A 26,182-nucleotide genomic window follows, 5' to 3' on the forward strand; every position below is an offset into this window, starting at 1 on the left:
TTGTATGAGTTTTGGATTAGCCAAGGAAAACAAGTTTGAAATCATCGCCATCCTTCGTGAGGAGTTGCACAAAAAGACGAAGCTGGAAGTCTTATGTGAAAACAGCAGTGTTATCACGCAGTTAGAAAAGATTGATTTTGAACACTTTATGATTTCCTGGCACGAAGACATCATCCCTGAAAAGGTCCAATACTTTATCCTGCACAGCGATAGCGGGATTATCAAATTCAGCGCCAGACTCGAAAAGAGTCCGACAGCAGGTGCGGAGGCAGGATTATCTTATGCCATCCCGGATATGATTTTCTTTGCCCAGCAGCGACAGAATCAGCGGTTCTCTTTTTTGAAGGGCTATGATTTTTTCTGTTTTGGTCGTTACAAAAACGGAGAAAACTACTCATTTAAGATAAAAAACATCTCACAGGGCGGTTGCGCATTAATTGTTAAAGATGTGAATGCACGTTTTCTTTATAAAGATGCAGTGATTAAAGGTGCCTCTCTGGATTTTGATACGTTTGGAAATTTGCAGCTTGATTTAAAAGTTATTGATGTCGTCATGATCAACGAATTTGATGAGGATAATCAATTGTATTCCTGCTATCAGATTTCATGCGGGTTTGATTTCAGGAACCGTCGTGAAGAGGCAGAAGTTGAGAAAATAATCATCAAATTTTTAATGAGTAACAAGATCAGAAGTTTATAAGGAATGGTGAACAGGATGTTGATGTGTGGCAGTGATAATTTTGTAGGCAACGGTATGTTCGCCTATCTGACAAGCAAACATGTACCGATCAAAACCTACCAGTTTGAGGACATGTTGCATCAATCATCATTGGGCCAGCATCAAACCATGGTTTTTAATATCATTAACAATGAACAGCCATGTTCCGCAATTGTGCAGTATTTGAATAAAAACAGATTTAAATTTTATAATAACGTTATCGTGATTGTTGCCGATAGTTTGGTGGCGAAATTATGTGTTGAGTTATTATATATTGAGAAAGTCATTGTCTTGACTGAAAAGTCTTCATTGCGTGATTTTTCTCAATTAGCCACGTTAGCAGTAGGGAAATGGAATCCCCGACTGTATCGTTCGCAAAAAAGATTAACCGAAAGAGAGCAGCAGATTCTGAATCTGCTGGTAAATGGTTATACAGCCAGAGAAATTTCGGAGTTAGTTAGCCTGAATTATAAAACTATTCAGGCTCACAAGATGAAGGCCGTCACCAAACTGGGGCTGAGCAATACATCTGATTTGAACAAGTTGATTGTCAGGTTTACACATAGTTTGTCTTTTTTACCCTAACCTATCCGTTCTTTTCTGATATCACACGCATAAAAGTAGATACAACCTGGGAGTGACTTTAACTGGTTTTTAATTTATATGGTTACAAAGGGGGAAGGGGGGATGTTAAATTCCAGTGAGCTGCTAAATGCGCTTGAAAAGGCGGCGAATACCACTCAGCTTTATATGGTTTATCAGCCTATATTTGACTTGCCCACCCAGAAAATTAGCGGGTTTGAAGCACTTATGCGTTGGAATAGTCCGCAAATGGGCATGATTTCTCCCGATGTTTTTATTACGCTACTGGAAGACCGCGGCAATATATTTTCAATTGAAGATATGGTTACCAATCCTCCGTGGGACGTTGCAGCAGCCTGGCCCGATCCCCTTTCGTTATCAGTAAATATTTCCGCACTTGAGTTCTGCGATCCCCTTTTACCCCAACGTATCAGGCAAAACCTTGCTGCTTGCGGACTCCCGGCCCGCCGATGCCAAATAGAGGTCACGGAAACCTCACCTTTGCGTGACTGCCATATAGCAGCTAAAAATATGACAGAGTTGAAATCGATAGGGGTGAAGTTAGCTCTGGATGATTTTGGCACCGGGCATGCTAATCTTAATTACCTGTTGAAATATCCTTTTGATACCTTAAAAATTGATAAAGAATTTGTCGCAGGAATTGAACCGGACACCCGATCAACAAAGATCGTCGAAGGTATTATTTCATTAGCACACAATTTTGGTATTGAGGTGCTGGCGGAAGGGGTGGAAACTCCCTCGCAGTTAGAACGTTTGAAGCATATTGGCTGTGATAAAATTCAAGGTTTTCTTATTTCTCCTCCGGTAATGGCCGAAGAGATCCCCGCACTGTTAACGCAAAATAACCGTTAACCTGTCAATGTCTCATTACCCCCTGATTTTCACCGGATGGCGGCGCTGACGCTTTATCCGGCCTGCTCGCAACATTCGTTTTAACTTCCCGCTCCATGCCTGTAGAACTGATAGTCAGCGGGCATAAAAAAGCCTCCTGTGAAAACAGGAGGCTGGTTAAGTTTATGCTGGGTTAGAACGATTTCTTAAAGCCAATCGATGCATTCACCGGGGCTTCAACCTGCGACTTATTGCTGCCATTGCTGAATTGGGTTCCCAGTTCACCGTAGACCTGCAAATTCCTGTCGATAGACCAGCTCAGGCCGGCTGCAACTTCAGTACTGGAGTACTGCTGTGATGATTCCAGCGTAGTGGTTGCGACCGCGTTGCTAAAGTGCGTTTTGTCTTTTGAACCCAGACCCTGCCAGACGTTTACCCGGCCATAAGGCTGGAATTTGCCATGGTTGGTATCGTAGTCGGCGACCAGGCGCACACCCAGACGAGCGGTAAATGAATCTGCGGTATCCAGATTAACCTTCGTTTTGGTTTCGCCATCCAGCGTACTGTTGTCGAAGTCGCTGTATTGGTAGATCAACTGCGCCTGCGGTTCAAGACTCCAGGCACTGGCGCCTAAACGGAATGATTTACCCACTTCCGTCGAAGCCGTCAGGGTATTGCCTCTCACGCTGTATGAACCATTATTACCTGATGCGGACAGACGGGATTTATGGTTACCGTACTGCAGGACGTTATCGACGTACATACCATCGTCAGAGAACCAGGTAGCATAACCGCCGACGTAAAATGCGTTGTCGTCGATATTGCCGCCTTTACCATTGCTCCCCGTTTTCGTCCCTTGAACGTTACTGTCAATGTCGAGAACGCTGGCATACATACCGGCTTTCCAGCTTTCAGTAGCATACATATCGACGCCGACCTGGATACCCGTGGTATGTGAACTGGTTTGCGTACCTGCCGCATCATCCAGTTTGGTTTTACCGGAGTAACCGATCATTCTGGCCCAGGCGCGGTTGTCTTCATCAATACCCGGTTTAACATCATCCCCCATTCGCTGGTGCATGTTACCCAACAGGCTGATGTCTCCCTGACGAACGACGCTGGCGAGGCCGGAGTACAGCATTGTTTCCGGACGGTATTCGCTTCTCAGATACCAGTTTTCTCCCTGGCCTTGTGTGTTCCCGGCATGCAACTGGTACTCAAAGGCGCCCGCAGCCATGTGCGCGCTGGCCAGATGGAATGCATCCTGTGAGGTTTGCGCCGTGGTAGTTGCACCATTGATCGCGGTAACCACTTCGATACCATCACCAACTGTCGGAGCGCCCAGACCGGAACCGTCAACATCCAGCAGGGTACTGCCGCTGGCCTGACCGCCATCGATAATCAAGCGATCCGCAATGCCTGTTCCGCTGGTGTTCTGCGCTGCAGCAATTTGCAACGTACCATTTTCACCACGGTAATCCCCTTTGACGGTTATGGTTGAACCGACCTGTTGACCACGGAGCGATACATCACCACCGTTATCCAGTCCTGCCACCGTCTGGTTGTAACCCTGCGTATTCAGCGCGGTATCTGTAGCAACATAGTGGTGTGATGATGCGCTCAGGGTATCGGTATTACCTGCCTCGAGTACGCCGTTGGCAATCAGGGTCGCTCCGCTGTAGGTATTGGAACCTTGCAGAACAGTGGTGCCGCTGCCTGTCTGATACAACTGGCCTTCGCCGCTGATATTACTGGTTAATGCCAGCGTATCGGCACGATCGATATTGAGAATGCCGTTATCAACGATATCCCCCTGTACGCTGCCGATATTACCGCCGTTACCCAGTTGCAACACGCCCTGCTCGATAGTCGTACCGCCGGTGTAGGTATTGTCCAGCGTCAGTGTCAGTATGCCTTTACCGGTTTTGGTCAATTGACCGGAACCTTCGACTTCCGTCAGCAGAGAAACATCATACCCATTTGTGTCGAATGTCCCGCCGCCGGATTCCAGAGTGACCTGACGCGCGGTATCAAATGCGTCGCCATATTTCAGCGTACCGCCATTGAAGGTGATCCCGGTATCTGCCGCCCCGAGGTTGGTATCACCAGCCACTTGTAACGTACCAGACGTAATGGTGGTTCCACCGCTGTAGGTATTGTCACCGGTGAGGATCAGCGTTCCGAGGTCACCTTTGTTCAAACCACCGGTTCCGCGAATCACACTGTCGATGGTCGCGGTGTAGTTGATACCGTCTACAGTACCATCGCCGACGCGAATCAACGTATCGGCCGTATCGGTAGTGATGGCTTCACCACCTACGCGATAGCCATCGGTAGCGAATTGCGCACCGCTGATGATCACGTCGCCTTTGCTGTTATCAACGGTAACGTTGCCTGCTTCCCCCTGGAAGACAGCAAATGCGGCATCGGTAAACGGTGCGTTTAATGCGCCTTCTGGTGTGGACTCATCGGTTGTCCAGTTGTCGTTGCCCTGGCTGGATTGCCAGATACCGTCACCACCGTTGATGACGCCGTTGTTTTTCAGTTCGCCATTCTCACCGCCGGTGCCGTCCCAGAAGCGCAGTGTCAGTCCTGCATGGTTGACCAGGTTGACTTGATTTTTCACCGAGGTTTGTACATACAGGCTGTCTGCAGCTTCCGGCGCGTTAGCAATGTCCATCACGTTGTTGGTTAACGTACCGGTGTAGTTAATGACGCGATAGACACCAACGTCGAAACTTCCGCCTGGCGATGTCTCAATGTTGAGTTTACCGTCAAGCGTCAGATCACCGTTCACATCAATCAGGTCGTTGAAGGCCCCGCCTGGGGTATAAGCCTGACCAAACTGATAATCCAGTTGGGCGTTATCACTGAGCGTCAGAGAGCCAGTCGTTAGTTTACCCACGCTGTTGATCGCTGCACCGGCGGTAATATGGGCGTTATCCAGCACATCGACTGCACCGCCGATAATACCGTTACCACCGAGCGTAGCCCCGGATTTCACGGTGACCTGACCTGTTGCGGCGGACTGATTACCGTTCACCAGCAGCACGCCCTGATTGACATCCGTGGTGCCGGTATAGGTGTTGTCGCCTTCCAGCGTTAACGTGCCGGTACCGATTTTCACCAGGTTGCCATCATTCCCGCTGATGACACCGCTGATAGTGTCATCAAAGTTCAGATTGCCCAGAGACAGGGATTTATTACCCAGCTCAACGTTACCTGCGCCAGACAGCGAACCGATAGACGTTGCGCTGTTTACCGCGCTGATGTCGACCATACCGCCAGCCTGGTTTTTGACGACAGCGTTTTCTGCCATCGCCAGGTCAGCAAAGGTCATCAATCCGCTGTTGGTCACATCGGCACTGCCGCCGCTGGCGTTGTCTTCCAGCGCCAGCGTACTGTCTTTCCCGACGTTAACCGTTGCGTCACCTGCAGTGGAATCCTGAGTTAATACTGCTTTCGCTTTGCCGGTCAGATTCAGCTTCGCGCTCGCGGCTGTCACATTGTCAGCCAGGGTTAGCAGGCTGTCGGCAATGTTCATGGTGAGCGATTGCAGACTGGTATCCGTCCCGCTAACGTTAACTGTCGCGCCTTTATTAACGGTAACTGTGCTGCTGTCATTGCTACCAAATGCGCCGGTTTTGCTTACGTTGACGGTAACATTGTTAGCATTGCCCGTACCTGCGACCTCGGTTTCCCCTTTGTAGCTGTTTGCTCTGTCGAGCGTCAGGGTACTGCCCGCATCGCTTGTACTGCTGGTGATTTTCAGTTTGCCATCACCGGTGATATCTCCGGTTGGGGTGAAGTGATGTGAGTTCAGGTCAAACACTTCTGCATCGGTATTCGCACCCAGCGTGATGGTACGATCGGTGCTTAGATCCGCGCCTAATTGCAATGTCGAAGCGTTGTTGATCTCCAGACCTGTGCCGCTTTGTCCGAGGTTATTGTCAGAAGAAATTTGCAGCGTACCGCCATCAATTCGTGTACCGCCACGATACTCGTTGTCACCGCTCAGGATCAGACGACCGAGGTCCGTTTTCACCAGTGTTAGCTTATCGCTCGTGCTGGCTTCACGGATGATGGATTCTATGGTGGCGGTGTAATTTTGCCCCGCTCCGCCGGCCCCTACGCGCAGCAGCAGTTCACCAGTCCCGGGCGTTTGACCCGCATGCGTCGCATTTTCTGTGGTGGCATAGGCGTTGAGCGCATCGCCTTTGACGACATAGCCATCAGCGTCAAACTGCGCCCCGGAGAAGTTGACTTCACCCGCAGCTTTATCAACGGTTACCGTACCGGCATTGCCCGTGAACACGGCGAAAGATTTTTGTGCCCATGGTGCGTTGCCTTCGCCGGTTGCCGTCGTCCAGTTGTTATCACCCTGGTTGCCGATCGCCATCCATTTACCATCGCCACCATCAATTTTGCTGTCGCCTTCGATACCCGTTGCGCCGTGGCTTTGGCTGACGGTCGCACCGTCCCAGAATTGCAGGGTGACGCCATTGGCGTTAACCAGGTTTACCTGTTTATCGATAGAGGTCTGGACAAAAACGTTGCTCTTATCCTGACTGTCCGGGATCGCGCCCAGATCCAGCCCCTGGTTATCTAGCGTGCCGCCGTAATTATAAATACGGTATACACCCGGCCCGAAATTACCGCCCTGTGAAGTGGTGACATCCAGCGTACCGTCAAGTTGCAGATCGCCCGTGACGTTAATCAGGTCGTTCAGTTTGCCGCCAGGCGTGTAGGCCTGACCCAGCTCGAAGGCGGAGGTTGTTTTGTTGCCGAGTTGCAAACTGCCGTTAATGGATAACGTGCCTGCGCCACCATCACCGGCGCTGATTGTCGAGGCATCGTTCATCACAACGTGACCGCCGATCACACCGTTACCACCCAGTGTGGCAGCGTTGCTGACAGTGGTTATGCCAGTAGCAGCACTCTGGTTACCATTAACCAACAGAGCCCCGCTCGTGACGGTAGTATCACCTTTATAGGCATTGTTCCCGCCCAGACGCGTAGTCCCGCCACCGATTTGCTGCAGCGCGCCAATACCGGAAATGATGCCGTTAAGCAGCACGTTATTGGCACGATTAATGGTGAGTATGCCGTTGTCGAGAATATTCGACACTGCGCTGACTTCCCCGGTATTCCCGCCTGAACCTAACTGCAGCGTGCCACTCTGATCAATGGTGGTGGATCCGGTATAGGTGTTGTTGGCGGTGAAGATCGTAGTGCCGCCCGCCGCACGTTCAAAATTCCCGCTGCCGCTGATGATGCCGTTATAGATTTGAGCCTGGTTATTGTCGCCCGTTGTATCAAAGATGACTTTGCTGGCAGCGTTGTTAGTAGTGATGTTGTAATCGCCAATGGTGGCGGCATTACTGCTGGACTCACCGTGGTCGCCAGTGCGCAGCGTTGCCCCGTTATTAACGGCGATCGTTTCGCTCGCCAGTGTCAGACGATCCACGATGCGCATATCGGCCTGAGAGCCGGTAAGCGTGAGTGAGTCCCAACCGGTACCGATATTCGTGCCTGTGCCCAGATTATCGCTGCCCAGGCTGCCAATTTTGGCACCCGTGCCATGCGTATCTGTAAAGGTGAGGGCGTTACCTGCACCTGCTGCGGTGATGATATGGCGCGTATTGCCCAGCTCGACGTTACCGATATTGGCTTTATTGTTTCCACTGGTTCCAGCGAAATTCATTTCACCTGCAAAGGTGCCTTTCGACCAATTAACGGTATCCGTGCCAGCTCCGGTATTGATGACACCTACCGTTTCAACGCCGTTGATATTGATGGTGTCATTGCCGTTACCGGACTGAATTGCCACGGCTGTGTCGCTGGCGGCGCGGATAGTTCCCGTATTGGTAATGGTTTTACCGTTAGCACCGCTGGCATCAATCACCGGACCATTGACGCTATTAGAGATGATTTTCCCGTTGTTGGTCAGAGAGTTAACATTTTTCGCGATAACGGCTGAATCACCCGTGCTGTCCTGAACGGTAATGTCGGCGCTGGTGGTGACATTACCACTGGTATTGGCGCGGATCCCGCTCCCTGTGGCATTACCTGCTGCGTTATGGACGAGCACGGTGTAACCCGTACCAATATTCAGATCGCCCTTCACAGCGCTACCGTCGCGTTCTTCAAAAGCAAAACCGGTACCGCTGCCGGTGACATTCAGCTTATTGCCCGCACCGTCTTTTACATTCAGCGCAACGCTGGTACGGATACCTGAGCCGTCGTTGGCATTAATGGTGACATCATTGAGCGTAATGTCGCTACTGTTGGCATCGTTCTGGATCCCCGCGCCAGTGCCCAAGGCACTGATGGAAACCCCTTTGGCTGTCAGAGAGCCTGCACCGGCATCCAGGCGAATACCGTCGGCGGTGCCATTCGTGATGATGGAGTCACCGGCCGCGGCGGTAATGTCCAGTACGGCACCGTTTGTCAGCAGAACGCCAGCGGTACCATCGTCGACCTTGATCTGTCCGAGCCTTTTGATCTGCGCATCAGAGCCGGAGGCGCGTACGCCAATACCGTTACTGACATGTAAAGCGTTGGACGAGTTATTTGTTAAACGTCCGCCCTGTTGCACATCGACACCGATGCTGTCGATACTGTCGAGATCCACCAGTGCTTTCGCGTTGAGAATAATATTCCCCAGATTTTTCGCTACATACGCGATAACCTTGTTCCCGCTGGCTTCGGAGGTGATGCTGGCGTCAGAGATGAGGGTGGTTTCGACAGGATTGCCCTGGTTGGAGCCGTTTAAATTATGCGCCTGGCCGTCGACGATGCCGGCAGTGGTTTCGACACCGGTCAAATTAATGGTGGTTTTATCGCTGATATTACCGCTTGCACCGCCTTCAATCACAATGGCCGATGCGCCTTGACCACCGACGTTGAACGTCGCTTCACCTGTTTGAACGAGGGTATTATTCCCGGTACCCAGTACACCAACAGAATTCTTACCGCTGAGTGTCAGTTTAAGATCGGAAGCCGTGCCGGTTACCGGATCATTGCTGTTACCGGCAAATTTAGCGCCCTCAGCAATACGGAAGATAGTGGTATTGGTCTGGCCATTATCATTCATCTCCGTCTTGCCAATGTTAGCGACCGCATTGGCGCCGTACAAATAATAGCCTATCTGATCGGTGCTGTTAAACACAGGGCTACTGTCGTTATTAATATTCGCCGTTGCGCTACCGCGAACGTGAACGCCGATGTCCCCGGTACCATTCAGCGTAATGCCGGAAGAGATATCAGCAACTGCCTGCTTGCTGGAGGAGCCTTCAACCCAAATGGCGTAGTTTCGCTCATTGGTTCCTCCTTCACCGTTCACCGTAATTTGACCGGCCTGGCTGGTGGTCACTTTGGCATCCGTGCTGTCTGCGCGGACATGAATGCCGATATTATTCTTGCCGTTAACATTAATCTCGCCATCATTACGGATAGTTTGACCCGCATTGGCGCCGCTGTTATGTACCGACATCCCGTAGTTTGGTAGCCCGGATGTCTTACCATTAACCGAAATTTTGCCGGAGTTGATGACATTCCCGGCCGCACCAGCAACCAGAATACCTGCAGCATTACGTACGCCTGTACCGAGGGTAATATCTCCCGCGTTAGTCACGGTACCAGTCCCTCGCGCGTGGATGCCGGCGCTAAGGTTTGACCCGCCAGCCATCGCAACATCCTGAGAGGTATTGGAACCATCACGGCCCAGATAAATAGATGCACCAGCGCTGTTAGTGAAGGTTGCGCCATCAGTTACTTCAACGCCGTAGGCTGTGCCTTTCCCGAAAGAGGCACCGTTGGCGTTACCGTCCACAATATTGATGGTTTTGTTGTTAACCCCGGTAGAGTTCCCCGATAATTGCATACCGATGGCCAGCGTAATTGGCGTTGTTACCGTGGTGTTGGTATCCCATGGGTTGGCAGCTGAGGCGGTGCCATAGTTATTCGTCGTGATGGCCTGGTTAATGATGCCATCGTTGGTAACGGTACTGGCCCCTTTGCCCTGCATACCGATAGCGCCGTAGCTATTCAGAGCCTGTCGCCCATCTTTATCGATGAACAAGCCGGAGTTGATGGTACCGGTGTTGGTTGCCGTAGCGTTTTCCGCCAGCATACCAATCGCCAGACTGTGGCCTGTGGAAGTACGTAGTACGTTGAGGGAGCCCTGGTTCGTTATAACGGCACCTTCCGTGCCTTTCATCACGCCATTAATGCTGCCGTCTACCGCCAGTACAGAATCTTGTGTCACTGTGCCTGTTGCGCCCGCGCCATGTGCGTAGACAGCGTGCAGCTCGGTATTACCGATCGTGGCGTTATTAGTATGACCCTCGCCATCAGTCCAGACTTTATAGTCCCAGTCAACCGAGCCGGTTACCGTATCGGACTGTAAAACGCTGGTAATCAACTTCGCATACCAGTCTTCAACATCTTTGAGCGACATGGTGGCGCGATTGGCGTCCAGCATCAGTTGCAGCTGGCTTACCTTGTTCCCTTGTGCATTTAAGACCGTTGTATCACTTTCGCCCAGCAGCCAGTCATTAAGGTCGCCAAGCTCTTCGGTATTGGTGATATCGAACTCCTGGGTACCGGTTTTCACCGCATTCCCTTCGCTGTCGTATCCGTAGGTATCGATCGTCAACACTTTGCCGAACTGGTCCATTGTCTGAGAACCGTTAAAGCTTTTATTCGGGACAACGGGGGCGGCGCCAAATGAGATGTAGTTGTCGGATATCCAGTTAACCTTGCTATCTGCGCCGCTGGCTTCGAGTAACGAGCTGTTTTTAGCCAGGAGTTTGATGGTGTTTTCATCATCACGGGCATTTTTCTGATCGTTACCAATGTTCAGATTGGCCGTCGAACCGTTGCTGGCCTGCGCAATGCCAAAGTTGTTATAGATTTTTGAAAGGGCTGCGTCGTAGGTGTTTAACGTAATGCCTTCTAACGGGGTTTCGGTCAGATAGTGAACCAGTTCATCGGTGTTGTAGACCTGCATATCTGCCGGGGTTTGTAATGCAGGGTCAATGACGGTGATTTTGTCATCCTGAGCAGGCGTCGTCGTCGGCTGGTTGTAGTAATACTTTTCCAGTTCTTCAACGGTTGTAATCGGAGTGGTAACGCCCCCAATGGTCGCCGTGAGGGTGATTTTCTTTTGCTCTAGCAACTGCTCAATAGTCGCCGATTCGACAAGGCCGGTTTGGCCTTGCTCAATCTTCGGCAATGCGCCAGTGACGTTTAACACCGCACCGTTAGTGGTGTTCTGGTAGAGGAAGCCATCATTGTGAACGTCGTCATTTGTACCAGGTTGAATGACAATATTATTATAATCGACAGAAATATCATGGTTGCCGATGTCATCCGCCGCTACGAGTGGCGAGGTGCTAATTAAGGCTGTAGCCGCGAGTACCGCGACAGTTTTACGCGAACTGCTTTTTTTCTTACCTTTGGTTAATTCGGAAACGACAACCCAGATACCGAGCGCCGCGTTCCAAATAATGCTGTAAACCTTGTTCATATATAACCCTCGTCTGCATTTCTGTATTGCATGTGTTATTACGTTGAGTTGTTGGCTATGGTTGGCACGCGGGTGTGCTACCGGGTAAATTAATTTTCGGAAATAGAGACACCTTCCGGGCTATGCGGAATAAAAAAAGAGCCGAAAGTAAGCCTCTTAAAAAATAACCGTTATCAGTATCCTTAAATAAGTAAGTTACGACTGGCTATAGTGGGAGATGGTGTACTTTAGCCGGGTATTATGTTTACCGAGTTTTCTGGCGATGTTGCTTTTGTACGCTCCAATAGTTTTTTCGCTTTTTTGTGATGCTCCGGCGATTTGTGTCAGCGACCAGCCTCGGGCAAGCATCATCATTACGTTGAATTCGTTAGCTGTAATTTTATTGTTCAGTTCTTTGATATTGCGTGATTTTTTGTTTTGTGTGATACGAGTTATTGTATGCAGTAGCTGATCAAGGCTGGCGTCTTGATCCAGAAACTGCATGTTCATCCCGCAAACAGTTTGAAATATAGAGAAGGTGACTTCATCTGCCAGAACGATAATTTTCGTGGAGGGATGTAAAGCCATATTGCGGATAATCCGGGCATATTTTAATAAATCTGAATTGCCGGGGTTAATAATGATGCAATCTGTTTCATGAGATAGCTTGTTGACGGCAGAAAGCGTCTGTGAGGAAAAGTACGCGATATCAATTAATAATGATGAGCCACGTAGGATTTCTCGCATGCCTAGCCAGGGGTAAATTGAATCACCCAAAAAAACAGCCTTAGACATAACGATCTCCTTGAAATTTTGGTGCAAGCAATCGCCTCTTTTTTATGCTAAAAAAGAGTTTTTTTACGACGCGTGAAGTGTTAATTAAATTTCGTATTCCGTTCTTCGGTTTGAACGCATCCTTATTTATTCGGATTTAACAGATATTCTCTGTATTGATTTAAATAATTAACTATTCTTAAAGTAGATATTACTCTTTGTGAAAATTTAAGATAAATCGTTTATTTCACCTCTGAGCAGATGATTGATAGATTTCGCTTATGAATCGTCGGGGTTTCCTGTCAGCCAGTGTGACAAAGACAGGGGATTCTTAGGGTTATAGATGGCTATTTTATAAAAATCTTTTTAATACAATAAGATATGTAGTGTTCTTAACAGATAGGGAAGGGGGTGAGAGAATTCTTAACCAGCGACAGGGCAGTAAAGTATGAGGGTTGTTGGTAGATGAAAATATTGTCATATTTGAATTAAATGTCTTTAATTATTTATATTTTATGATTTTATCCTTAGTTTTATGCAAATCTTAAAATTTAATGTCAAAATGAGCTATTCGTGCTTAATGCGCAAATCACTCATGCCATCACCACTGTGTTCATCACGCAATCCGAGAATCCTCAACTGGCCAACAGCTCTTGTTCCACTTGTTGTACCTGTACTTCCAGCGTGTTACGGATCTCCGTTAATGCCCGTTGTTGATCTGAAAAATAAGCCTCTTTATCCGTCACTGAAGTGGCCAGGCGCCAGGCGTTTTCAGCTTCCAGTTCGGTAATCTCTTTGAGCAGAGCACTAATTTGCTCTCTGAGCTGCTGTATTTTGCTGCGTAAATGCTCCAGATCGTTCAGTCGGTCACTTGCCATCATTGGTTCAAGGCCGCTTTGCAGTTGGGTAAGCAATGCCCGAACGGCTGCCAGATCGGCATTTTGTCGCGCCTGATTAAGCTGCACCATCATCTGATGTGCCTTTTCTTTTAAATCATCTGCCACGACGTCCGGGTGGCAAAGGCGGCTGGCCTGACGCCACAGGCGTTTTAACTCATTACGTTCATTCGGAGATAGCCGCTGATCGCGGGTAAAGCGATGCTGAGCATCCTGCTGTTGTTCCTGGTATTCATCATATTCATGGCTGGCCTCTTCCTGAGCCTGCCGGGTAGCGCGGTCGTCCTGACGAGAAAAATCGTTTTCCAGTTCACGGATTTCTGCCAGCAGGGCGGTGATAAGCTCAGTTTGTTGCTGAATACGCTGACGGGTTTCCACGGACTCTCGGGAGTCAGAACTCAGGTTCACCCAGTGTTGCTTGAGTTTTGCCAGTTGATCAACGGCCTGTGAAATATAGTGCTGGCAGGACTGATAATCTTTTTCCCGTCGTTTTCTCTCCGCTTCCTGTTTGCGCAGTGCGCTGGCGGCCAGTTGTTTGCGCAGTTCCAGAATCCGGCTCATTAACGGGCCGAGGCGAAGATGGTACAGGTCGTTAAATTCATCCAGGATTTGAATGTGTGTGTTGCGCTTATCAATAAGGTCTCGCAGTTGTGACTCGAGCGCTTTTAGTTCGAGTTTACTGGCTGCGATGCCAGGGTCTTGCCACGTTGATACCGCTCGCTGAGATTGTAACCAGCCGGAAATTTCGTGTAGGGCATCGTTGAAACGTCGCTCTTCGATAGCCTGTACTATCGCACCAGGAATGACTGCCAATGGTTCATTTTTCAGATGTGCCAGCTGCTGGAAAATAATCTCCTCATCTTCCAGTTCGATGGCGCTTTTGACGATTTCGAGTCGTTTAATGATCTTATTCATGACAGTCGTTGCCTGGCGTGGCTCAAAAACGAGTGACCGATACCAGAGTGGGTTCACCCGTTTGAAAATGTTGGAAAAACAGTAAAGCGCATTCTGTGGCCTGCGATGCCTTTTCGTCCAGAATAATTCACGGTAATTATAAAAAAGCGGCAGTAACGCGCATTTGTTCGGGTGTTCAAAGCCTCGTTTCATCTTTTATATCGTCCGCAAGCTGCGCGAACTCTGGTATTGAAGATTTTCGTGAGCGATGACTTCTGATTTTTTATCCTGAGTCCCGGCGCGTTGAGTTAAGGCAGCCCGGCGTATCCAAACGATTGCGCCTTGCGACAACCAGGTTGAAATGTTAAAAGAAGCCCCTTCAATAAAAACCACACAGGGGTAGGGCGTGAAAAACGCGTCAACTGCATCTGACACTAGTGTGTCCGATGCCGCGTCGACTAATGAACCGACGCTTCAGCGGGGGTTGCAAAACCGCCATATTCAATTAATTGCGCTGGGTGGCGCAATTGGCACGGGCCTGTTTCTGGGGATTGGCCCGGCAATTCAGATGGCGGGACCTGCGGTCCTGCTGGGCTACGGTGTCGCCGGAATAATCGCGTTTCTGATTATGCGTCAGTTGGGCGAAATGGTGGTTGAAGAACCCGTTTCCGGATCGTTTGCCCACTTTGCCTATAAATACTGGGGACCCTTTGCCGGCTTTCTGTCTGGCTGGAACTACTGGGTAATGTTTGTACTGGTCGGCATGGCGGAGCTTACCGCAGCCGGGATCTACATGCAGTACTGGCTGCCCGATGTCCCGACCTGGATTTGGGCCGCCGCTTTCTTTGTTATTATCAATGCCGTCAATCTGGTCAACGTTCGTCTGTATGGTGAAACGGAATTCTGGTTCGCGCTAATTAAAGTGCTGGCGATTATCGGCATGATTGGTTTTGGTATATGGATGCTGTTTTCCGGCAACGGCGGTGAACATGCGAGCATCGATAATCTCTGGCGCTACAACGGTTTCTTTGCTACCGGCTGGAATGGTTTGATCCTGTCGCTGGCAGTGATTATGTTTTCTTTTGGTGGACTGGAGCTGATCGGCATTACAGCGGCTGAAGCACAGGATCCTCAAAAAAGTATCCCGAAAGCAGTAAACCAGGTGGTGTATCGTATTTTGCTGTTTTACATCGGCTCACTGGTGGTATTGCTGGCGCTGTATCCTTGGGTGGAAGTGAAATCAAACAGCAGCCCGTTTGTCATGATTTTCCATAATCTTGACAGCAACGTGGTGGCTTCAGCGCTCAACTTCGTTATCCTGGTAGCTTCGCTGTCGGTCTATAACAGTGGCGTGTATTCCAATAGCCGTATGCTGTTTGGCCTTTCGGTACAGGGGAATGCACCGAAGTTCTTAACCCGTGTCAGCCGTCGCGGCGTGCCAGTTAACTCATTGATTCTTTCCGGCGCTATCACATCGCTGGTGGTATTGATCAACTACGTGCTGCCGCAAAAAGCGTTTAGTTTGCTGATGGCGCTGGTGGTTGCGACCCTGTTGCTGAACTGGATTATGATTTGTCTGGCGCATCTGCGTTTCCGTGCGGCGATGCGTCGCAAGGGGCGTGATACCCAGTTCAAGGCGCTGTTATATCCGGTCGGAAACTATCTGTGTATTGCCTTCCTTGCTTTGATCCTGGTGCTGATGTGTACCATGGATGATATGCGCTTGTCGGCCATGCTGCTGCCGGCATGGATCCTGTTCCTGTTTGTTGCCTTCAAACTGCTGCGCCGTAAAGCCCGCTAATCGCTAACCGATCTCATCCTGATGATGAGATCGGTCATCTCTCGATCTTTATCGTGATTGAACTCGCAGTTCTGAATCGCTTCACAGGATCTTTATTTTGTAATCGATTACTTTTTATTTGAACCTGTTTGTAATCGATTACTTTTTAAAGGTGAGGCAAAAAATGGTGTCGACAACCGAAAGTAGTGGAAAACAGAGCGTACGGTACAGACTGCTGGTGCCGAGGCTCTCGCTAATGATGTTTTTACAGTTCTTTATTTGGGGAAGCTGGTCTGTCACGTTGGGGTTGGTGATGAGCCAGCACAACATGTCGCTGCTGATTGGTGATGCGTTTTCCGCCGGACCAATCGCCTCGATTTTGTCGCCGTTTGTCTTGGGGATGTTGGTGGATCGCTTCTTTGCTTCGCAAAAGGTGATGGCGGTGATGCACCTTGCTGGGGCTGCGATCCTCTGGTTTGTGCCGCAGGCGCTGGTGGCGCAAAACGGCGCACTGCTGATTGGTCTGCTGTTTGGCTACACGTTGTGCTACATGCCAACGCTGGCGTTGACCAACAATATCGCATTTCATAGCCTGTCCGATAAAGACAAAACTTTCCCGGTAGTGCGGGTGTTTGGCACTATTGGCTGGATTGTCGCGGGGATCTTCATCGGCGTAACCGGCATTTCAGATACGACAGGCATCTTTACGCTGGCTGCGGTTATTTCAGTGATTCTGGCGCTCTATAGTCTGACGCTGCCCAATACACCCGCTCCGGCGAAAGGGCTGCCGGTAAAAGTGCGTGATCTGTTTTGCGCAGATGCCTTTGCTTTACTCAAAACTCGCCACTTCTTTGTCTTCTCTCTCTGCGCGACGTTAATCTCAGTGCCGCTGGGGACATACTATGCGTACACCGCGTCGTTTCTGGCGGATGCGGGCGTTGGTGATGTCAGCACGGCCATGTCATTCGGCCAGATGTCTGAAATTTTCTTCATGCTGGTGATCCCGTTCCTGTTCCGACGACTGGGCGTGAAATACATGCTGCTTATCGGCATGTGCGCCTGGTTTGTGCGTTATGCCTTCTTTGCGCTTGGCATCAGTGAAGAGGGGCGTTTCCTGCTTTATCTCGGTATTTTGTTACATGGGGTGTGTTACGACTTCTTCTTTGTGGTTGGTTTTATCTACACCGACCGTATTGCCGGGGAAAAAGTAAAAGGTCAGGCGCAAAGCATGATCGTCATGTTTACCTACGGGATTGGCATGCTGCTGGGTTCGCAAATTTCCGGTGCGCTGTATAACCGACTGGTCGCGGGACAGACCGTGCCTCAGGCATGGACTACATTCTGGTGGATCCCGGCAGTCGCCGCCGCAGTAATTGCTGTGATTTTCCTTTTCTCTTTCAAGTATGACGAGAAAGAGCGCGCGTAATATTCAGGAGGGGTTATGAGAACCATTAAGGGACCGGGGATTTTTCTGGCACAGTTTATCGGTGGGCAACCTCCGTTTAACACCCTGAAAGGGCTGGCTGAGTGGGCGGCGGGATTAGGCTATAAAGCATTACAGATCCCGTGTAATCACAAGTCGCTGTTTGATGTCGAACAGGCTGCGGTAAGCCAGACCTACTGCGATGATATTCGCGGGATGCTGGCGGAACATGGACTGGCGATCAGCGAGTTATCCACTCATCTCGAAGGTCAACTGGTTGCGGTCCATCCTGCCTACGATGATGCTTTTGCCGGATTTGCACCACAGTCATTACGCGCCGATCCCCAGGCCCGCCAGGCGTGGGCGACACAGACGTTACAACAGGCTGCGGCCGCTTCACAAAGGCTGGGGCTGACGGCGCACGCGACGTTTTCTGGTTCTCTCGCCTGGCCCTATTTTTATCCGTGGCCACCGCATAATCGCCAGCGTTTTGAGGAGGCATTTCAGGAACTGGCACGTCGTTGGCGGCCCATTCTTGACTGTTTTGATGAACACGGCGTGGATGTTTGTTATGAGATCCATCCAGGCGAAGATCTGCATGATGGTGTCACTTTCGAGCGTTTTTTGGCGCTGGTTGATGATCATCCGCGTTGCAATATCCTTTACGATCCCAGCCACCTGCTACTGCAACAGATGGACTATCTCGGGTTTATCGATATCTACCATTCGCGCATCAAAGCGTTTCACGTTAAAGATGCTGAATACCGTGCCAATAGCCGAAGCGGCGTGTACGGCGGCTATCAGCCATGGATTGACCGCGCCGGACGGTTCCGCTCGCTGGGGGATGGACAGGTTGATTTCAAAACGATTTTCAGCAAACTCACGCAATATGATTATCCTGGTTGGGCAGTCCTGGAGTGGGAATGCTGTTTGAAAGAGGCAGAAACGGGGGCCAGTGAAGGTAGCGGGTTTATTCAACGCCATATTATTCCGGTTTCATCTCGCGCATTTGATGATTTCGCCGCTGGCGATGAGGTACGCAAATGATACAGGTTGGTATTATTGGTAGCGGATTTATTGGGCCTGCGCATATTGAGGCGCTGCGTCGGCTGGGTAATGTGAACGTGGTGGCACTTTGCGACAGCTCACAGGCCGTTGCTGATGAACGGGCTCGTTCGTTACATGTTCCCCATGCGTACGGTAGCGTTGAAGCGTTGCTGGCGCATCCGGGGCTACAGGTGGTGCATAACTGCACGCCGAATCATCTGCATGCTGACATCAATCGACAGATTTTGCGTGCCGGGCTGCATGTATTTTCTGAAAAGCCGCTCTGTATGACGCCTGATGAGGCTCATGAACTGGTGGAGCTGGCTGAGCAGGCGGGCGTGGTGCATGGTGTTAGCTTTGTTTATCGCCAGTTTGCAATGGTACAGCAGGCGGCCAGCATGGTACGCAACGGCAGCGTTGGGCGTCTGTTTGCCGTACAGGGCTGCTATTTGCAGGACTGGATGCTGCTGGAAACTGACTACAACTGGCGCGTCGATGCAGCACTTGGCGGTGGCTCGCGGGCAGTGGCAGATATCGGCTCGCACTGGTGCGACACGGTGCAGTTCGTTACTGGCAAGCGCATTGTGGAGGTGATGGCCGATCTTGCTATCGTCTGGCCAACACGCAAAGCCAGCATTACCGGTGGTGCGACCTTTAATCAGCAGACCGCAGACCGACAGCTTGAAGATAAACCGGTTACTACCGAAGACTGTGGATCGGTGCTGGTGCGTTTTGAGGATGGTAGCAAGGGCTGTTTTAGTGTTTCTCAGGTCAGCGCCGGGCGAAAGAACCATCTGCGTTTTGAGATTAACGGCAGCCAACATTCTTTGAGCTGGGACCAGGAAACACCGCAGCAACTATGGGTGGGACATCGCCAGCAGGCGAATCAGATCCTGACGGATGATCCGGGACTGATGAATGCCGAGGTAGCCGCAAGTGCGCATTTTCCGGGCGGACATATTGAGGGGTGGCCAGATGCGTTCAAAAATATGATGCTGCAGTTTTACCAGGCGGTGCAGGCAGGGAAAATGCCTGCACCTGAGGCCCGTCGTTTTGCTTCGTTCACGGATGGTGCTGATGTGATGTATATCATTGATGCTATTATAAAAAGCCATCAGCAGCAGCGTTGGGTGTCGGTACAGCGTTAAATACGCACCCGGTTCGCCGGGCGGTGATTTTATGGTAGCCTCAACGCAAAGCGAAAACCGCAGGATGTGTCGTCGTTATGTCTATTCAAAAAATCGCCCAGCTTGCCGGTGTATCGGTGGCGACGGTATCACGAGTGCTGAATAACAGTGATACCGTCAAAGCCAAAAACCGCGAGCGCGTGCTACAGGCTATCAAGGAAAGCAATTATCAGCCCAACCTGCTTGCCCGCCAACTACGCACGGCACGAAGCTCGATGATCCTGGTGATGGTCTCCAACATAGCCAACCCTTTTTGTGCCGAGGTGGTGAAAGGCATTGAGGAGGAGGCTGAGAAGAACGGCTATCGCATTTTGCTGTGTAATTCTGGCTCTGATACGGCCCGCTCGAAATCAGCACTGAAACTGCTGTCAGGTAAAATCGTTGACGGCATCATCACCATGGATGCGTTTTCTAAATTACCAGAACTGACTACGTTGATTGGCGATGCGCCCTGGGTGCAGTGTGCGGAATATGCCGATAAAGGTGCGGTTTCTTGTGTGGGTATCAACGATGTGGATGCCGCGCAGTCGGTGATATCGCATCTGGTGGACAAGGGCTACCGGCGCATTGCGTTGATCAACCATGATCTGAGCTATAAATACGCGCGTTTGCGTGAACGGGGATACAAAGCGGCGCTGCATGCGCTGTCGCTTGAGTATCAGGCGGTGGAGTACGCCAGTGAATTAAGTTCCAGCGCTGGTATTGCCGCGATGGAAACCTTACTGGCGGCAGAGGTGAAACCCGATGCGGTATTTGCCGTGTCCGACACGCTGGCAGCCGGAGCCATGCGCGCGATTATCAACGCCGGGTTACAGATCCCACAGGACATTGCCGTGGTTGGATTTGACGGCACGGAACTGGCGGAAATGGTCTCCCCACAGCTTACGACCATTGAGCAACCCTCGCGCGATATTGGCCGCAAGGCGGTAGGGTTATTGCTAAATAGAATTGAAAATCCAGATGCCCCTGCCGAAAGGGTCATGATGGACTGGCGCTATATTTCACGCGCCAGCACCTGAGGACTACCGCTGAAATGCGCCTGACAGCGCACGAATATCATTCCCGGTAGGGGACTGATGAATGCGTAAACCAAACTCTTCGACCACGGCAAAAATATGGTCGAAGATATCAGCCTGAATACTTTCGTATTCCAGCCACACTACCGTATTGGTGAAGGCATAAATCTCAATAGGTAAACCGTGATCGTCCGGGGCCAACTGGCGAACCATCAACGTCATATCTTTGCGGATGCGTGGATGGTGACGTAAATATTCGTTCAGATAGGCGCGAAACGTCCCGATATTGGTCATCTGACGGTGATTTAGTACGGATTCAGGCGCATCTAACTGCTGGTTCCATTCATTAATTTCCTGATGGCGTGTCGTTAAATATGGTTTAAGCAAGTGCGCTTTATGCAGTCGCTGGCGTTCATCCTCATCGAGAAAATGAATGCTGGTGGCATCAATATTGATGCTGCGTTTAATTCGGCGACCGCCGGACGCTGACATCCCGCTCCAGTTTTTAAAGGAGTCCGATACCAGCGACCAGGTTGGAATAGTGGTAATGGTATTATCCCAGTTACGTACTTTGACAGTGGTTAAACCGATATCGATCACCGCGCCATCTGCGCCGTATTTCGGCATTTCCAGCCAGTCGCCCAGTTTGAGCATATCGTTGGCAGAAAGTTGTATTCCGGCGACCAGACCGAGGATTGGATCTTTAAATACCAGCATTAAGACGGCGGCCATTGCACCTAAGCCACTAATGAGTATTGCTGGTGACTGGCCAATCAACAGGGAAATCATCAAAATACCGATGATAATTGCACCGATTAACTTGATGCCCTGAAATATACCTTTTAACGGTAGCTGTGATGCGGCAGGGAGTTTCTGCGACAGATTGAGAATAACGTCCAGCAGGGAGAATAAGGATAGCAGAGCGTACATCATGATCCACAGCTGTGCGCAGGTCACTAATATTTCGGCGGCTTCGCTTCCTTTTTGTAACCAGAGAGCAGCCTGGATATTGACGATGATACCTTGCAGCGTAAACGCCAGACGATGAAATAATTTGTTCTGCGTGATGATTTGTAGCCACAGACGGGAGCTGGCGTTGGCACGTTTTTCAAATGCGCGTAGTACCACCCAGTGCAAAATAACGTGAACAATAATGGCGGTGATAAAAATAATGCCAAAAATCATCACCAGCGAAGTGGTGTGATTCATTTCAATGCCGAGTTCTTCTACCTGAGATATCAATTCCTGCATAACGTCTCCTTAATAAACAGCGGTCTATGATGACCGCTGTGCAGAGGTTATGCAAATGCGTACTCCTCACTCTCTATTTTGAGGCGACACAGGCACGGGGTTGTACGACATTCAGCGTGCGACGGAAAAATAACGTTGCCAGAAGCAGAACAATCATCATTGCGGCTTCGACGGCCAAAAAACCGATAACCGACCGCGTGTAATCACCGTGGTTATGCTGCTGCAGATGCAAAAACAACGCGCCTAACACGGCGGGGCCGAGCCCGAGTGTAGCCTGCTGTAGCGTACTCAAAATGGTCGTTCCGGCACCTGCATCATGTGTGGTGATATCGCGCATACCGATACGATAAAAACTGTTCACAATCAGCGCCTGGCCGTAACCGATAAGCGCTGTCGCCGGGATCAGCGTGAACACTGAAGTTTGCAGGCCCGAATGCCAGAAGGTCAGTATGAGCCCTGTTAATCCTGTAATTTGAATGACCAGGCCGGTTAACAGAATACGCCCTGTGCTATAGCGGGCAATCAATCGCGGCGCATAACACGCTGAGATAAAATAGGCCGCGCCGAGGGCAATAAAGCTGTTGCCGGATTCCCACGGTGCCATACCAAGACCTGCTTGCAGGGTCAGAGCCATGCAGAACATAAAACCTGACCAGGCGCTAAAAAACAGTAATGCAATCAGGACACCGAACCGGATGCTGCTGAGCCTCAACAGGCGTGGTGGCAAAAGAGGCTGTTGCTGACGTTGTTCCTGGCGTAATGCATTGCTCCGCATCCACCACCCCAACGGCAGGATCGCGACAAGTGCTACCTGTGTCTGCCATGGCCAGCCGGTTTCCGGGCCTAATGCCATCGGAAAAAGGAGGCAACAGAGGATAACTGCCAGACCGGTGGTTCCCAGCCAGTCAATATCGGCCCGGGTTTCTCGGGTAGTTTCGGGGACATAACGGCGGCTGAAAATCAGCACCAACAGGCAGATCGGGACATTAATAAAAAACGCGTTGCGCCAGCCCAGTCCGGCAATATCTGCTGAAACTAACCATCCCCCACCCATCTGGCCTACGATAAAAGCGATACCGCCAATACCCCCGTACAAACTGATGGCTCGCGCATGTGCTGTACCTTTCAACGTGACGTGAAGGGTGGCGAGAATCTGCGGTACGATTAGCGCAGCCCCCGCACCTTGTAAAACACGGGCACTCAGTAACATGTCTATGGAGTTTGCCAAACCGCAAAACAGGGATGCTAACCCAAACACGACGACGCCCCACATAAACAGGCGGCGGCGACCGTAGTTATCGCCGAGTTTGCTTCCTAACGCCAGACAGACGGCGAAGGTCACACCGTACAAGGCAACAATCAACTCAAGCTTGGTAGTGGTAGCCTGTAGCGACTGCGTAATGGAATCCAACGCGACATTGGTAATTGATGTATCAATAAGCGGCAGCATTTGGCCTGTGAGTAACAGCAGTAACCCTACGCGACCGGGTGAAACAACTGAGGTATTCATGGTAACTCCATTGCGTCATTCAGCAGATGGACGTAGCATCACTGAATAATTAAACGGGTACCAGTTCCTGGTTATACGGGTATTGGTACTACCATGCTGGAGTGTATATGGCGGTAATGGCACAACCTGAATCTGTGGCTATCCTTCCTGATGACAGCCGCAAACAGCTCGGTGCGTTTTTGCGTGCGCGACGAGAAAGCCTTGACCCGCAACGACTGGGGCTGCCGAGAATCGGGCGGCGGCGAACACCCGGCCTGCGCCGCGAAGAGGTCGCGATGCTGGCTAATGTTGGTGTAACCTGGTACACCTGGCTGGAGCAGGGGCGCGAGGTGAATCCGTCGCAAACGGTACTGCTGAGCGTGGCGAATGCACTGCAATGCAGCCCTCTGGAAACCCGTCACCTGTTTGTGCTGGCAGGATTGACACCGCCGGAATCGACGGCGGCTACGGTGTGTGAAGGCATCAGTCCAGGCACCCGGCGGATGCTAGACAGTCTGATGCCGCAGCCTGCCAGCATCCAGAAACCCAGTTTTGACATTGTGGCGTGGAATGACAGTTTTTGCCGCTTAATGGGGATTGATTTTGCTACGCTTCCGGACGAAGACCGCAACTGTATTTACCTCTATCTCACCAATGAAACCTGGCGAAGCCGTATCGAAAATTGCGATGTATTACCGACGTTTGTCTCGTACTTTCGTGCAGCAATGGCGGAGCATCGGGGCGATCCGATCTGGGAGAATAAATTGGCGCGTTTTTTTGCCGCGTCTTCTGAGTTCGAAGCGTTGTGGCATCAGCGTTATGAGGTTCGGGGCGTGGAAAATCAGGTGAAAAACTTTCACCATCCGCAGTTGGGGCGTTTTAGTTTGCAGCAGATGTACTGGTATTCAGCACCTCGTAACGGTTCGCGACTGCTGGTTTATTTACCGATGGATGCAGCCGGGGAGCAAGCATTAGCGTGGCTGGATAAGCAGTAAAAAGCCCGATGGCGTAAGCCTCCCGGGCTGTATGGGGAAATCAGACTTCCGTCAGCGTTGTTTCCTGTGGCAGGCGTGATTTTGGCAGTGCGGCGTTGAAGTCCTCTACGCTGTGGTGGCCCACCGGGACGATAACCACGCTGGTGTAGCCTTTTTCTTTCAGGCCAAACTCTGCGTCGAGAACTGCGGCATCAAAACCTTCGATCGGCACGGCATCCAGGCCCATCGCCGCAACGCCCAACAGGAAGTTACCTACGTTCAGGTACACCTGTTTTGCCATCCAGTGGTTGTCATCTTTGAGCTCTTTGCGGTGCATGTCAGCAAAGAATGTGCGCCCTTTGTGGTTAGCCGCCTTGGCTTCCGGGGTCGCAAAACGACCATCGATCTCTTCTTGATCCACGACACGCTCCAACCACGCGTCGTCCATAGCTGTTTTGGCGCAGAACACCACGACGTGAGAAGCATCAAGCATTTTACGCTCGTTGAACACAAAGTTACCGGCGGCGGATTTTGCTACGCGCGCTTTCCCTTCGTCAGTGCTGGCAACGATGAAATGCCACGGCTGGGAGTTGGTGCTGGACGGACTGAACTGCAGCAGCGTTTTTAATTTTTCTGCCTGCTCAGCGGTCAGTTTTTTACTCGGATCGAATGCCTTAGTGGAGTAACGTTTTAAGGCGACAGAAACAATATCCATAAAAACTCCTGGTGGTTTTTCGTACCCTGCGGGTGCGTTTTAGTTTCAGCAGGGTACAGGGTTAGCGAAAAAAAGATAAGACGGAAAAATGCAAAAACACTTATCGGCGCTAACGATAAATCAGGTGGGGCGCAGGCGTTTTTGATCCCGTTTAGGAAGACCGTCAACAACCCGATGCCATGAGTCATTCACCAGCTCTGTTAGTAATGACTCGCTAATATCGTCACCAGGATAGACCGAGATCCAGTGCTTTTTATTCATGTGATAGCCTGGCTCGATGCTGCGGTAAATCTGCTGATTTAACAGCGATTTTTGCGGTTCAGACTTCAGGTTGACCAGAGGGCGTCCGCGTTGCTCGGAGACAATCATAAAAATCTTGCCGCCGACCTTAAAGACGTCAAACTCAGGGCCGAATGGCCAGCAGAGCTCGGTAAAAGGGAGTTCAAGCGCAACACGTTTCGCACAAGCGTGTAATGTCTGACCGTCCATTATTTTTCCTCGCGGGTGAGCGCACGCCACATAGCTTCAAATCCCATAGCAATGTATTCATTTGCACGGGCAGGATCGCGGGCGGCGAATTCCATTGTTGTTTCCGCCAGCGACAGAAAAAGCCCGTCGCCGAAGGCGCGATACTCGTCAGACATGAACTCGGGCCGCACGGAGCGATGACAAAGATCGCGTAGTTCCGGGAACATATCGTCAGCCTGTTGTTCGGTTTCTTTGGAGATTTTCTCGCTGACGGCAAGCTGGCGAATGGTACGGTGCCCGGTAGTGTGATTCAAACCCCAGCTAATGTAGCTGTTCCAGATGTAGTGAGTCATAGTTTTGGCATCGGTCACCGAACGGTCCAGATTAGCCATCATCGACTGACAGAGATCGTGCTTTAGATAGAGATAAAGCTCGTTGATGAGATCATCTTTTGTCGCGAAATAGCGAAACAACGTTCCCTCCGCAACCCCAGCATTACGGGCAATGACGGCGGTAGAGGCCGCAATGCCAGATTGTGCAAATGCTGTGGTTGCAGCTTCCAGTAATGCCATTTTTTTGTCTTCACTCTTCGGACGAGCCACTAC

At 50.6% G+C, this 26,182-nt stretch carries 17 protein-coding genes; 9 read left to right on the top strand and 8 right to left on the bottom strand.

The genetic code is table 11. The annotated features are described in order from the left end of the window. Positions 1 to 4: 4 nt before the first annotated feature. The 3 genes from OGX98_RS08340 to OGX98_RS08350 all read left to right on the top strand — a co-directional run bounded on the left by OGX98_RS08340 (position 5) and on the right by OGX98_RS08350 (position 2,173). Positions 5 to 700: a flagellar brake protein gene (locus OGX98_RS08340; protein ID WP_048221901.1), complete on the top strand. Its 696-nt coding sequence runs from the start codon at positions 5 to 7 to the stop codon at positions 698 to 700. 21 nt (positions 701 to 721) lie between these two features. Further along, the gene (locus OGX98_RS08345) at positions 722 to 1,303 is read left to right on the top strand and encodes a helix-turn-helix transcriptional regulator (RefSeq protein ID WP_190284553.1); all 582 of its coding nucleotides are present in this window, start codon (positions 722 to 724) and stop codon (positions 1,301 to 1,303) included. A gap of 102 nt (positions 1,304 to 1,405) precedes the next feature. Further along, positions 1,406 to 2,173 (top strand): putative bifunctional diguanylate cyclase/phosphodiesterase, encoded by a 768-nt coding sequence (locus tag OGX98_RS08350; RefSeq protein ID WP_048221900.1) that lies wholly within the window; start codon positions 1,406 to 1,408, stop codon positions 2,171 to 2,173. Between the two features lie 172 nt (positions 2,174 to 2,345). Here the strand turns inward: OGX98_RS08350 and OGX98_RS08355 are convergent, their stop codons facing one another. The 3 genes from OGX98_RS08355 to OGX98_RS08365 all read right to left on the bottom strand — a co-directional run bounded on the left by OGX98_RS08355 (position 2,346) and on the right by OGX98_RS08365 (position 14,248). Next, complete coding sequence (locus OGX98_RS08355) at positions 2,346 to 11,684, bottom strand: autotransporter-associated beta strand repeat-containing protein (RefSeq protein WP_286595106.1); 9,339 nt, start codon at positions 11,682 to 11,684, stop codon at positions 2,346 to 2,348. A gap of 195 nt (positions 11,685 to 11,879) precedes the next feature. Next, the gene (locus OGX98_RS08360; protein WP_048221898.1) at positions 11,880 to 12,458 is read right to left on the bottom strand and encodes a helix-turn-helix transcriptional regulator; all 579 of its coding nucleotides are present in this window, start codon (positions 12,456 to 12,458) and stop codon (positions 11,880 to 11,882) included. A gap of 614 nt (positions 12,459 to 13,072) precedes the next feature. Continuing rightward, a complete protein-coding gene (locus tag OGX98_RS08365) occupies positions 13,073 to 14,248 on the bottom strand; it encodes a coiled-coil domain-containing protein (protein WP_200010476.1) in 1,176 nt (391 codons plus the stop codon). Between the two features lie 385 nt (positions 14,249 to 14,633). Between OGX98_RS08365 and pheP the strand changes: the two genes are divergently transcribed. The 5 genes from pheP (at position 14,634) to OGX98_RS08390 (ending at position 20,683) form a co-directional block, all read left to right on the top strand. Next, positions 14,634 to 16,028, top strand: coding sequence for a phenylalanine transporter (pheP, locus tag OGX98_RS08370; RefSeq protein WP_045440895.1), 1,395 nt, complete (start codon positions 14,634 to 14,636; stop codon positions 16,026 to 16,028). Positions 16,029 to 16,191: 163 nt separating this feature from the next. Next, positions 16,192 to 17,433: an MFS transporter gene (locus OGX98_RS08375; protein ID WP_045440896.1), complete on the top strand. Its 1,242-nt coding sequence runs from the start codon at positions 16,192 to 16,194 to the stop codon at positions 17,431 to 17,433. A 15-nt stretch (positions 17,434 to 17,448) separates the two neighbouring features. After that, on the top strand, positions 17,449 to 18,477 hold the full coding sequence (locus OGX98_RS08380; protein ID WP_200041957.1) for a sugar phosphate isomerase/epimerase family protein: 1,029 nt from the start codon (positions 17,449 to 17,451) through the stop codon (positions 18,475 to 18,477). After that, complete coding sequence (locus tag OGX98_RS08385; RefSeq protein WP_136345290.1) at positions 18,474 to 19,625, top strand: Gfo/Idh/MocA family protein; 1,152 nt, start codon at positions 18,474 to 18,476, stop codon at positions 19,623 to 19,625. The genes OGX98_RS08380 and OGX98_RS08385 overlap by 4 nt, the downstream gene beginning before the upstream one ends. 77 nt (positions 19,626 to 19,702) lie before the next feature. Further along, positions 19,703 to 20,683, top strand: a complete 981-nt coding sequence (locus OGX98_RS08390) for a LacI family DNA-binding transcriptional regulator (protein ID WP_045440902.1) — start codon at positions 19,703 to 19,705, stop codon at positions 20,681 to 20,683. 3 nt (positions 20,684 to 20,686) lie between these two features. Here the strand turns inward: OGX98_RS08390 and OGX98_RS08395 are convergent, their stop codons facing one another. After that, positions 20,687 to 21,931 carry a mechanosensitive ion channel family protein gene (locus tag OGX98_RS08395; RefSeq protein ID WP_045440904.1) on the bottom strand — a complete coding sequence of 415 codons (1,245 nt, stop codon included), beginning with the start codon at positions 21,929 to 21,931 and terminating at the stop codon, positions 20,687 to 20,689. A gap of 73 nt (positions 21,932 to 22,004) precedes the next feature. Continuing rightward, positions 22,005 to 23,441 carry an MFS transporter gene (locus tag OGX98_RS08400; RefSeq protein WP_286595107.1) on the bottom strand — a complete coding sequence of 479 codons (1,437 nt, stop codon included), beginning with the start codon at positions 23,439 to 23,441 and terminating at the stop codon, positions 22,005 to 22,007. A gap of 107 nt (positions 23,442 to 23,548) precedes the next feature. Here OGX98_RS08400 and OGX98_RS08405 point away from each other — a divergent pair, with 107 nt between their 5' ends. Next, positions 23,549 to 24,415, top strand: coding sequence for a helix-turn-helix transcriptional regulator (locus OGX98_RS08405; RefSeq protein ID WP_284097093.1), 867 nt, complete (start codon positions 23,549 to 23,551; stop codon positions 24,413 to 24,415). A 40-nt stretch (positions 24,416 to 24,455) separates the two neighbouring features. On the opposite strand, the gene nfsB is transcribed toward OGX98_RS08405, so the two are convergent. From nfsB to OGX98_RS08420, 3 genes are all read right to left on the bottom strand, one after another. Continuing rightward, the gene (nfsB, locus tag OGX98_RS08410) at positions 24,456 to 25,109 is read right to left on the bottom strand and encodes an oxygen-insensitive NAD(P)H nitroreductase (protein WP_045440910.1); all 654 of its coding nucleotides are present in this window, start codon (positions 25,107 to 25,109) and stop codon (positions 24,456 to 24,458) included. A 120-nt stretch (positions 25,110 to 25,229) separates the two neighbouring features. After that, on the bottom strand, positions 25,230 to 25,598 hold the full coding sequence (locus OGX98_RS08415; protein WP_045440911.1) for an MmcQ/YjbR family DNA-binding protein: 369 nt from the start codon (positions 25,596 to 25,598) through the stop codon (positions 25,230 to 25,232). Beyond that, on the bottom strand, positions 25,598 to 26,179 hold the full coding sequence (locus tag OGX98_RS08420; protein ID WP_048221892.1) for a TetR/AcrR family transcriptional regulator: 582 nt from the start codon (positions 26,177 to 26,179) through the stop codon (positions 25,598 to 25,600). The genes OGX98_RS08415 and OGX98_RS08420 overlap by 1 nt, the downstream gene beginning before the upstream one ends. Positions 26,180 to 26,182: the final 3 nt, after the last annotated feature.

Source organism: Citrobacter sp. Cm046, assembly GCF_030333065.1.
Lineage (GTDB): Bacteria > Pseudomonadota > Gammaproteobacteria > Enterobacterales > Enterobacteriaceae > Citrobacter > Citrobacter murliniae.

What these genes read in the sequence shown, in the direction of transcription:
- OGX98_RS08340 (WP_048221901.1), top strand. Translation starts at nt 5, where the DNA reads ATGAGTTTTGGATTAGCCAAGGAAAACAAGTTTGAAATCATCGCCATC.
- OGX98_RS08345 (WP_190284553.1), top strand. Translation starts at nt 722, where the DNA reads ATGTGTGGCAGTGATAATTTTGTAGGCAACGGTATGTTCGCCTATCTG.
- OGX98_RS08350 (WP_048221900.1), top strand. Translation starts at nt 1,406, where the DNA reads ATGTTAAATTCCAGTGAGCTGCTAAATGCGCTTGAAAAGGCGGCGAAT.
- OGX98_RS08355 (WP_286595106.1), bottom strand. Translation starts at nt 11,684, where the DNA reads ATGAACAAGGTTTACAGCATTATTTGGAACGCGGCGCTCGGTATCTGG.
- OGX98_RS08360 (WP_048221898.1), bottom strand. Translation starts at nt 12,458, where the DNA reads ATGTCTAAGGCTGTTTTTTTGGGTGATTCAATTTACCCCTGGCTAGGC.
- OGX98_RS08365 (WP_200010476.1), bottom strand. Translation starts at nt 14,248, where the DNA reads ATGAATAAGATCATTAAACGACTCGAAATCGTCAAAAGCGCCATCGAA.
- OGX98_RS08375 (WP_045440896.1), top strand. Translation starts at nt 16,192, where the DNA reads ATGGTGTCGACAACCGAAAGTAGTGGAAAACAGAGCGTACGGTACAGA.
- OGX98_RS08380 (WP_200041957.1), top strand. Translation starts at nt 17,449, where the DNA reads ATGAGAACCATTAAGGGACCGGGGATTTTTCTGGCACAGTTTATCGGT.
- OGX98_RS08385 (WP_136345290.1), top strand. Translation starts at nt 18,474, where the DNA reads ATGATACAGGTTGGTATTATTGGTAGCGGATTTATTGGGCCTGCGCAT.
- OGX98_RS08390 (WP_045440902.1), top strand. Translation starts at nt 19,703, where the DNA reads ATGTCTATTCAAAAAATCGCCCAGCTTGCCGGTGTATCGGTGGCGACG.
- OGX98_RS08395 (WP_045440904.1), bottom strand. Translation starts at nt 21,931, where the DNA reads ATGCAGGAATTGATATCTCAGGTAGAAGAACTCGGCATTGAAATGAAT.
- OGX98_RS08400 (WP_286595107.1), bottom strand. Translation starts at nt 23,441, where the DNA reads ATGAATACCTCAGTTGTTTCACCCGGTCGCGTAGGGTTACTGCTGTTA.
- OGX98_RS08405 (WP_284097093.1), top strand. Translation starts at nt 23,549, where the DNA reads ATGGCGGTAATGGCACAACCTGAATCTGTGGCTATCCTTCCTGATGAC.
- nfsB (WP_045440910.1), bottom strand. Translation starts at nt 25,109, where the DNA reads ATGGATATTGTTTCTGTCGCCTTAAAACGTTACTCCACTAAGGCATTC.
- OGX98_RS08415 (WP_045440911.1), bottom strand. Translation starts at nt 25,598, where the DNA reads ATGGACGGTCAGACATTACACGCTTGTGCGAAACGTGTTGCGCTTGAA.